Here is an 8,007-nt window from a genome sequence, read left to right as displayed (position 1 = left end):
GTGGGGGGTCGGTGGGGGGTGGCGGATCGGTCGGCCGGTGGGTCGGTTCGGTCCGTCGGTCGATCGGTTCCGTCGGTCGTTGATCGGTTCCGTCGGTCGTTGATCGGCCGGGCGGTCAGCGCGCGGCGGCGCGAAACGCGGGCAGATAGCCGCCGGACTGCCCGGCCGCGGTGGGGTGGTAGGAGTTCTCCACGGGCAGGGTGACGCTGTGAATCCACGGGTCGCCCGAGCAGATCTCGTGGCCGGTGAAGTTGGCGGTGACGCCGGCGAAGGTGAAGCCGTGGTCGGCGGCCCGCTTGGCGGTGGTGGCGTTGAGGTCGTCCGAGGCCGCGTTGAGCGCCACCCGCTCGCGCTCGCTGAGGCCGCCGACGCAGGTCCCGTTCAGCCGGTAGAGCCGGGGGTAGCCGAGGACGACGACGTGCGCGCGGGGGGAGCGCTCGGCGACGGCGTTGTACACGGTGTCGAGCCGGCCGGGAAGGGTGTTGGCCACGAACGCGCGCGCCCGGGCGATGCGTTCGAGGCAGACGCTCTCCGAGCTGATCACACAGGTGGTCATGACGTCGGCGAAGCCGGCGTCGTTGCCGCCGACCGTGAGGCTGACGAGCGAGGTGCCGGGGTCCAGCGCGTCGAGCTGATCGCTGAGGACATCACCCGTACGGGCGCCCATGCACGCGGCGAAGGTGAACCGGTCGGGGCGGTTGGCGTAGGCCCACAGGGCCGGGTAGGCACGGGCGCTGCGCTTGCAGGCGCCGCTGTCGGGGTCGTAGTCGCCGGCGCCGAGGCCGGAGGAGTAGGAGTCGCCGAGGGCCGCGTAGCTGGTCACGGCCGTGTCGGAGGTGGGGGCGGAATGCGCGGCGGTCGCCCCGGTGAGGGCGAGCCCCGCGGACAGGAGGAGCGCGGAGCCGGCGGCCGTCGCGCGTCTGGTCGTCTTCATGGGACCTCCCTTAGCAGGGTCTCTGCCTCCTTCGTCGTAGCAGGACACGGGGCGTGTTGGAAGTGTCCATGCCAAAACGGCGGGGCCGGGTGGCGCCGACCGGGTGAACGGCGGCGGGGCGGCGCGGGACCGGCGGCCGGACGGGGCGGCGCGAGACCGGCGGCCGGACGGGGCGGCGCGGGACCGCGGCCGGGCGCGGGCGGTCCGAGCCGAGCGCGGCCGTGGCCGGGCGCGGGGCGGTCCGGGCGGCGCCGAAGCGGGGGCGGCGGCTCCGTGGTCGTGGCCGTGGCGGGAGGGGCGCCCGGGAGCCGTTGACGTGCTCCCCGCCCCGTGCGTACGCGTCTTGACGCCTCCGAGCCGGTTGCGCGACATTGAAGCCCGGCATCCGGCGCTTCGGGGGGCAAAGTCGCCAATGCAGACCTTCCACGACAACAGATCCGCGTCCAGCGACGCACTTCCCGTGATCGCGGGAGCGGCCGTCGCGATAAGCGCGGCCGGTGCCGTGCTGGCACTGGCCGACGTGGCGTCGCCACTGCGCGCGCCCTTCACCCTCTTCTTCCTCGTCGTCGCACCGGCGGCCGCGGTGGCCGCCGCGCTGCCCGCGCTCGATCCGCTCAGCCGCTGGCTGGTCGCGGCGGGCGGGGCCGCCGCGGTGGACCTGCTGACCGCGCAGGCCATGCTCGCCCTGCACATCTGGTCGATCCGGGGCGGCGTCCTGGCCATCGCCGGACTCAGCCTGCTCATCCTGCTGTTGGCCCTGGTGCGGCGGCGCCGCGGCCGCACGGCGCGGACCCGGGTCCCCTGAGGTGGACATCAGGGTGTACCGCCCGGGCGAGCTCACAGCGGCCGACCGGGCGGCATGGACGGCCATCCAGACACAGGCACCCGCACACGGCAGCCCACAGCTCGCCAACCCCTTCCTCTCGCCCGAGTTCGCCCTGACGGTGGGCCGGGTACGGCGCGGAGCGCGGATAGCGGTGGTGCGCGAGGGCGGCGAACCGGCCGCCTTCTTCCCCTATCAGCGCTCGGCCGCCGGGGTCGGCCGCGCCATCGGCCTGGGGGTCTCCGACTGCCAGGGCGTGGTGCACCGGCCCGGGTTCCGGTGGGACGCCCGGGAACTGCTGCGCGCCTGCGGCCTGTCGGTGTGGGAGTTCGACCATCTGCTGGCGGGCCAGCAGCCCTTCGAGGGCGGCGTCACCGCCTCGTTCGCCTCACCCGTGATAGAGGTCGCGCAGGGGTACGAGGCCTATCTGGCGCATCTGCGGGCCACCGCGCCCACCTTCCTGAAGACCACGCTGGCCAAGGAGCGCCGGCTGGGCCGGCAGGTCGGCGAGGTGGCCTACGTCCACGACGAGCGCGACCCCGCGGCGCTGCGGACGCTGATGGCGTGGAAGTCCGCGCAGTACCGCCGCACCGGCCGCAGCGACCGGTTCTCGCACCCGTGGATCACCCAGCTGGTGGAGCGCCTCTTCCACACCCGCACCGCCGCGTTCGCCGGACAGCTGTCCGTGCTGTACGCGGGCGGGCAGCCGATCGCGGCGCACTTCGGGCCGCGCTCGCGCCAGGTGCTCAGCTGCTGGTTCCCGGCGTACGACCCCCGGTTCCGCAAGTACTCGCCGGGGCTGGTGCTCCATCTGCGGATGGCCGAGGCGAGCGCGGCGGACGGACTGGCGCTGCTGGACCTCGGCCGGGGCGACAAGCCGTACAAGGACGACCTCAAGACCGGCGAGTTCACCGTGTCGGAGGGCTGGGTGATGCGCCGCCATCCGGTGGCCCTGGGCCATCGGGCGCACCGGGCGCCGGTGCGGGCGCTGCGCAATGCCGTGCACTCCAGACCGGAACTGTTCGAAACCGCTGATCGAATTCTGAAGCGGATCGGGAAAATCCGAGTGAGCCGCAAAGTCTCCGGAACCTGATATTCCGTATGCCTCATCACCGGCAAATGCCAAAAACCCGGAAAGCCGAGCGGAAACACCCGCTCCTGGCATAGAGTTGTCATCATCACTACCGTTGTGCGTCCATCCGCATGACATCCACCCGCATCCGCCCATCGGGTAAAGCGGCTCAAGGGGAGGGCTCATAGGTCGCGATGGGTTATGAGCGGGGCACGGTAGGGGGGGTTTGCCGTGCTCGGCCGCCGACGAGGCGCCGGGTCATGTGCCGCTCGGCCAGCAACACGTGCCAACTCACCCCGGCTCACGGCCCACCACGCCGTACGACGGGGTGAGAACCCCCCTTTCGCACCGGAAACGCCACCGGACCGCTCCGGCGCGGTCCACCGGACGAGAGGGAAAAGACTCATGAGTTCGTTTCTTCGCCCCGCGGAAGCGGGCGACGATCCCTTGGCCGCACCGACGACAACGCCGACAACGACCGGAACGGCCACCACCGATCCACCACTCGGTCGAATTCCGACACAGTATCGCCCGGTGTCGTCCTATCTGGCGATCGCTCCGCCGGTGAGTGTGGTCATCCCGGCCATGAATGAGGCGGAGAATCTTCCGTACGTCTTCAAGACCCTGCCCGAATGGATTCACGAAGTCGTTCTGGTGGACGGGAATTCGACCGACGACACGGTGCGGGTGGCCAAGGAACTGTGGCCGGACGTACGCATCGTCCGGCAGCGCGGAAAGGGCAAGGGCGACGCGCTGATCACCGGCTTCGCGGCCTGCACCGGCGAGATCATCGTCATGGTCGACGCGGACGGCTCGGCCGACGGCTCGGAGATCGTCAGCTATGTGTCGGCCCTCGTCTCGGGCGCCGACTTCGCCAAGGGGTCGAGATTCGCCAACGGCGGCGGCACGGACGACATGACCCCCGTGCGGCGCCTGGGCAACCGCGTCCTCACCGCCCTGGTCAACGCCAAGTTCGGCGCCCGCTACACCGACCTCTGCTACGGATACAACGCCTTCTGGAAGCGCTGCCTGGACGAGATCGCCCTCGACTGCGCGGGCTTCGAGGTGGAGACGCTGATGAACATCCGCGTCGTCAAGGCGGGGCTGCGCGTCCAGGAGATCCCCAGCCATGAGTTCGACCGCATCCACGGCACCAGCAATCTGCGGGCCGTCCGGGACGGGCTGCGGGTCCTGCGCGTCATCCTGCGCGAGCGCGGCTCCCGGCGCGAACGGCGGCGCGCGACGGCTCGGGGGGCGCTCGGCGCGCGCGGCGCGCTGCGCGGCGGACAGGCGCTCGGCGGCGGACAGGCCTTGGGCGGCGGCGGGCAGGCGCTGAGCGCCCGGCCGGGGAGGTGACATGACGGGCCCGTCGATCTCCGTGGTCATCTGCGTCCACACCCAGGAGCGCTGGGCGGACATCCTGGCCGCCGTCGCGTCGGTCCGCGAGCAGTCGCACCCCGCGCACGAGATCCTGCTCGTGGTGGACCACGAGGAGCGGCTGCTGGGCCGGCTGACCGCGGAGTACGCGGCCGTCCCCGGGGTGCGGGTGCTCGCCAACGGCGGCCCGCGCGGCCTGTCGGCGGGCCGCAACACCGGCATCGCGGCCTCCTCGGGCGAGGTGGTGGCCTTCCTCGACGACGACGCCGTGGCCGAGCGGGACTGGCTGCGCCACCTCGCCGGGGGCTACGCCGATCCCGCGGTCATGGCGGTGGGCGGCCGGACGGTGCCCGTCTGGTCCTCCGGCCGGCGGCCGAGTTGGTTCCCCGAGGAGCTGGACTGGGTGGTCGGCTGCACCTACCGGGGGCTGCCCCCGGGCCGGGTGCGGGTGCGCAACGTCCTGGGCGGCAACGCCTCGTTCCGCCGGACCGCGTTCGCCGCGGCCGGCGGCTTCACCACCGGGATCGGCAGGGACGGCGACCGAAGACCCCTGGGCGGCGAGGAGACCGAGCTGTGCATCCGGCTGGCCCAGGCCCGCCCGGACGCCGTTCTGCTCATCGACGACCGCGCGGTCATCCACCACCGGGTGCCGCCCGCGCGGGAGCGCCTCGGCTATGTGCGGACGCGGGCGTACGCCGAGGGGCTCTCGAAGGCACTGGTGGCGCGCAGGGTGGGGGCGCGCGACGGGCTCGCCACCGAGCGCCGCTACACCACGCGCGTGCTGCCGGCGGGCGTGGTGCGCGGGCTGCGGGACGCGCTGCTCGGCCGGCCCGGCGGGGCGGGCCGGGCGGCGGCCATCGTCACGGGTGTCGCGGCGGCGGCGGCCGGCTACGCCCTGGGGGCGCTGCGGGCGCGCCGCGGCGGGCCGCCACCGGGGGCGGTGGGGGCGGTGGCCCCGGGGCCCGCCCCGGAGCCCGCAGAAACGATCGAACGGGCGGCACCGGCGCGGCGGGCGGCGACGCACGGCGACGGGGAGGCATGACCATGAACGGCGGCGTGAACAGCGGCGTGAACGGTGTGAACGGCGTGAGCCGGGCGGGCCCCACCGGCGCGAACGGCCACGGCCCGAGCGGCACGTACGGCGCGAACGGCGTGAACGGCTCGAACGGCTCGCGCAACGGCGTGCGCGACAACGCGCGCCCCGCCGCGACCGGCGAACCGTACAGCGGCCCGTACAGCGAGCCGTACAGCGGCGCGAACGGTACGAGTGGCGTGAACGGCGTGAGCGGTGCGAACGGCGTCCACGGCGCCCCCGGCGACGGGGCCGACGGCCCGGGGAGCCGGGAGAGCAGCGGGCGCGGGCCGACGAGGGCGGCCCGGGGCGAGGCCGGCGCGTGGGCCCGCGCGACCGAGCGGGTGCCGATACTCATGTACCACTCGGTGGCGGACCGGCCCGCCGCCGCCGCGTACGGCCTCTCCGTCACGCCGTCGGCGTTCGCCCGGCAGATGGCGCTGCTCGCCGAGCGCCGCTTCACGCCCGTCACCACTGCGGAGCTGGGCGCCGCCTGGCGCTCCGGAGTTCTGCTGCCGCACCGCACGGTGCTCATCACCTTCGACGACGGCTACGAGGGCGTGCACCGGCACGCGCTGCCCGTACTGCGCGAGTACGGCTTCCCCGCCACGCTGTTCGTGTCCACCGGCTGGGTGCGCGGACCGCATGAGGCGCCCGGGGCCTGCGACACCATGCTGGACTGGGAGCAGGTGCGGCAGCTGGCCGCCGAGGGCGTGGAGGTGGGCGGCCACAGCCACACCCACCCGCAGCTCGACCAGGTGCCCGACGCGCGGCTTACCTTCGAGGTCACCCGCTGCCGGGAGGTGCTCGCCGAACACCTGGGCACCGCGCCGGTGTCGTTCGCGTACCCCTACGGCTACTCCAGCCCGCGGGTGCGGCGCGCGGTGCGAGCCGCCGGCTTCGCGCAGTCACTGGCGGTCGGCAACGGGCTGGCACACCGCCGGCAGGGCCCGTACGCCCTCGAACGGCTGACCGTACGGCGCACCACGCGCATCGAGGAGTTCGCCCGGCTCGTGGAGGGCCGGGCCGTCGCCCGTACCTTCGCCGGCGACCGGGCGTTGACCAAGGGGTACGCGGTGGTGCGCAGATCCCGCCAGGTCCTGGGGAGGGTGACCGGAACCCGTGTCCGAGACTGACACGACACCGTCCACGGCCGGCCGTTCGGGCGCGGGCAGGGCCCCGAACGCGCGGCCGGGGGCGTCATCGGCGCCCGGCGCGCCGTCGGTGGCGGACGCCCCGGCCGCGGGCGCCCCGGCCACGGCGGGCACGGCCGCCCCCGGGAGGCGGCCCGGTGCCCGCGCCAGCCCCCTGGTGCGCAACGCCTACGCCCTGATGCTCAACACCGCGGTCTCCGCGCTGCTCGGGCTGGGCTTCTGGCTGGTGGCGGCCCGCTACTACTCCGAGGAGGCGGTCGGCCAGGGCTCGGCGGCGATCGCGGCGATGAAGCTGCTGGCGGGTCTGACCGCGGTGACGCTCACCGGGGCGCTGGCCCGCTTCATCCCCGTGGCCGGGCGGGCCACGGCCCGGCTGGTGCTCGGCACCTACGCGGGCAGTTCGGTGCTGGTGGCCCTGGCGGCGGTCGCCTTTCTGCTGACCCTGGACCTGTGGGGGCCCTCGTACCGCATGCTGCACGGCCCCCTCGACGGCGCGTTCTTCGTCGTCGCCGTGGTGCTGTGGGCCGTGCTCACGCTCCAGGACGGGGTGCTGACAGGACTGCGCGACGCGGTGTGGGTGCCGGTGGGCAACACGGTCTTCTCGGCGGCCAAGCTGGTGCTGCTGGTGGCCGTCGCCGGCGCGGTGCCGATCGCCGGGGTGTACGTGTCCTGGGTGGCGGCCATCGCGGTCTCCGTACTGCCGCTGGGGTGGCTGGTGTTCCGCAGGCTGGTGCCCCGCCATGTGCGGGCCACGGCCGGACGAGCGCGGCCGCTCTCGGCGCGGGAGATGGGGCGGTTCCTCGCCGGGGACTCCACCGGGTCGCTGTTCTCGCTCGCGGTCGTCTATCTGCTGCCGGTGATCGTGGCGGCCCAGGTGGCGCCGGCCGACAACGCGTACTTCTACATCGCGGTGACCATGGGCGGCACGGTGGAGCTCCTCGCCGTCAACATGGGGTCGTCGCTCACCGTCGAGGGTTCGCACGAGCCGGCGCGCCTCGCGGAGTACTGTCGCGCGGCGCTGCTGCGCACCCTGCGGGTCATGCTGCCGGTCTGTCTCGTCCTGCTGCTGTTCGCCCCCCGGATTCTGGGCGTGTTCGGGGCGGGCTACGCCGACGCCGCCAGCGGGCTGCTGCGCCTGCTGACCGTGGGCGCCCTGCTCCGGGTGGTCATCGAGGTGTATTTCGCGGTGCTCCGGGCCAGGAGCCGGACGGCGTGGCTCGCCGCCCTCCAGGGAACCCTGTGCCTGCTGGTGCTGGGGCTGACGGTGGTGCTGCTGCCGAGGATGGGGCTGGCGGGCGTGGGGGTGGCGGTGGTGGCGAGTCTGGGGGCGGTCACGGCGGTCGCCGGGTGGCAGCTGCGCCGGCTGCTGAGGAGCCTGCCGGGGCAACTGCCGCCCGAGCCGGGCCGGGGCCGTCACGGCCACGGTCAGCAGGGTCCGTACGACCGTCAGGGCCCGTACGACGGCCGCGAGGGGGGCCCGGGCGCCGGTTCGGGCCGGGGTGTCGCCGCCCCGCGGGCCGAGGCGTCCGGCCCCTCCACGGAGCCCGCCCGGCACGAGCGGGAGCAGTCCCCCGG

Annotated in this window: 7 protein-coding genes; 6 read left to right on the top strand and 1 reads right to left on the bottom strand. The window is 74.1% G+C overall.

What is annotated here, in order from left to right; all coding sequences use genetic code 11:
* Positions 1 to 115 precede the first annotated feature (115 nt).
* Complete coding sequence (locus ACSNOD_RS25305) at positions 116 to 934, bottom strand: SGNH/GDSL hydrolase family protein (protein WP_436769354.1); 819 nt, start codon at positions 932 to 934, stop codon at positions 116 to 118.
* Positions 935 to 1,346: 412 nt separating this feature from the next.
* On the opposite strand from ACSNOD_RS25305, the gene ACSNOD_RS25300 reads away from it, so the two are divergent.
* The 6 genes from ACSNOD_RS25300 to ACSNOD_RS25275 all read left to right on the top strand — a co-directional run.
* A complete protein-coding gene (locus tag ACSNOD_RS25300; protein ID WP_436769353.1) occupies positions 1,347 to 1,739 on the top strand; it encodes a hypothetical protein in 393 nt (130 codons plus the stop codon).
* Position 1,740: 1 nt separating this feature from the next.
* On the top strand, positions 1,741 to 2,850 hold the full coding sequence (locus tag ACSNOD_RS25295; RefSeq protein ID WP_436769352.1) for a GNAT family N-acetyltransferase: 1,110 nt from the start codon (positions 1,741 to 1,743) through the stop codon (positions 2,848 to 2,850).
* Between the two features lie 384 nt (positions 2,851 to 3,234).
* Positions 3,235 to 4,185, top strand: a complete 951-nt coding sequence (locus ACSNOD_RS25290) for a glycosyltransferase family 2 protein (protein WP_436769351.1) — start codon at positions 3,235 to 3,237, stop codon at positions 4,183 to 4,185.
* 1 nt (position 4,186) lies between these two features.
* Positions 4,187 to 5,248, top strand: coding sequence for a glycosyltransferase family 2 protein (locus ACSNOD_RS25285; protein WP_436769350.1), 1,062 nt, complete (start codon positions 4,187 to 4,189; stop codon positions 5,246 to 5,248).
* A 386-nt stretch (positions 5,249 to 5,634) separates the two neighbouring features.
* Positions 5,635 to 6,414 (top strand): polysaccharide deacetylase family protein, encoded by a 780-nt coding sequence (locus tag ACSNOD_RS25280; protein ID WP_436769356.1) that lies wholly within the window; start codon positions 5,635 to 5,637, stop codon positions 6,412 to 6,414.
* Positions 6,415 to 6,502: 88 nt separating this feature from the next.
* On the top strand, positions 6,503 to 8,007 hold a 1,505-nt coding region (locus ACSNOD_RS25275), incomplete at its 3' end, for a lipopolysaccharide biosynthesis protein (RefSeq protein WP_436769355.1).

This window comes from Streptomyces sp. URMC 123 (assembly GCF_051386515.1).
Classification (GTDB): domain Bacteria; phylum Actinomycetota; class Actinomycetes; order Streptomycetales; family Streptomycetaceae; genus Streptomyces.
This window is presented reverse-complemented; position numbering and strand designations above follow the sequence as displayed.

Coding starts and splice junctions, on each gene's coding strand:
- ACSNOD_RS25285 (WP_436769350.1), top strand. CDS start 4,187: ATGACGGGCCCGTCGATCTCCGTGGTCATCTGCGTCCACACCCAGGAG.
- ACSNOD_RS25290 (WP_436769351.1), top strand. CDS start 3,235: ATGAGTTCGTTTCTTCGCCCCGCGGAAGCGGGCGACGATCCCTTGGCC.
- ACSNOD_RS25280 (WP_436769356.1), top strand. CDS start 5,635: ATGTACCACTCGGTGGCGGACCGGCCCGCCGCCGCCGCGTACGGCCTC.
- ACSNOD_RS25305 (WP_436769354.1), bottom strand. CDS start 934: ATGAAGACGACCAGACGCGCGACGGCCGCCGGCTCCGCGCTCCTCCTG.
- ACSNOD_RS25300 (WP_436769353.1), top strand. CDS start 1,347: ATGCAGACCTTCCACGACAACAGATCCGCGTCCAGCGACGCACTTCCC.